The sequence below is a fragment of the Mesorhizobium sp. M7A.F.Ca.MR.245.00.0.0 genome, assembly GCF_003997415.1.
GTDB lineage: Bacteria > Pseudomonadota > Alphaproteobacteria > Rhizobiales > Rhizobiaceae > Mesorhizobium.
In genome coordinates, this window is record NZ_RZTE01000129.1 from 1 (window position 1) to 252 (window position 252).

Here is a 252-nt window from a genome sequence, read left to right on the forward strand (position 1 = left end):
CCGTCTTGATGGCGACGGGAATGTCCTCGAGGTTCAGCGTGCAGGCTTCCTCGCAAGGTGCGGGGCAGATGCGGCCGGTGAATTCCGGGAAATTGTTGGTCGAATGCAGGTTGCGGATCGCATTGTCCCAGTCGCCATTGTAGACGAGGTCGTTCCAGTCCGGGATCTGGTTGTGGATGGGACAGCCCGTTGGCCCGTGGCAGAACGGAATGCCGCAATCCATGCAGCGCGCGGCCTGTTTCTCGACCTCCT

Annotated in this window: 1 pseudogene; it reads right to left on the reverse strand. The window is 61.1% G+C overall.

Going from position 1 to position 252, the window contains the following annotated elements:
* Positions 1-252 (reverse strand): annotated as a pseudogene (gltD, locus tag EOB80_RS34395) (glutamate synthase); the annotation flags it as partial.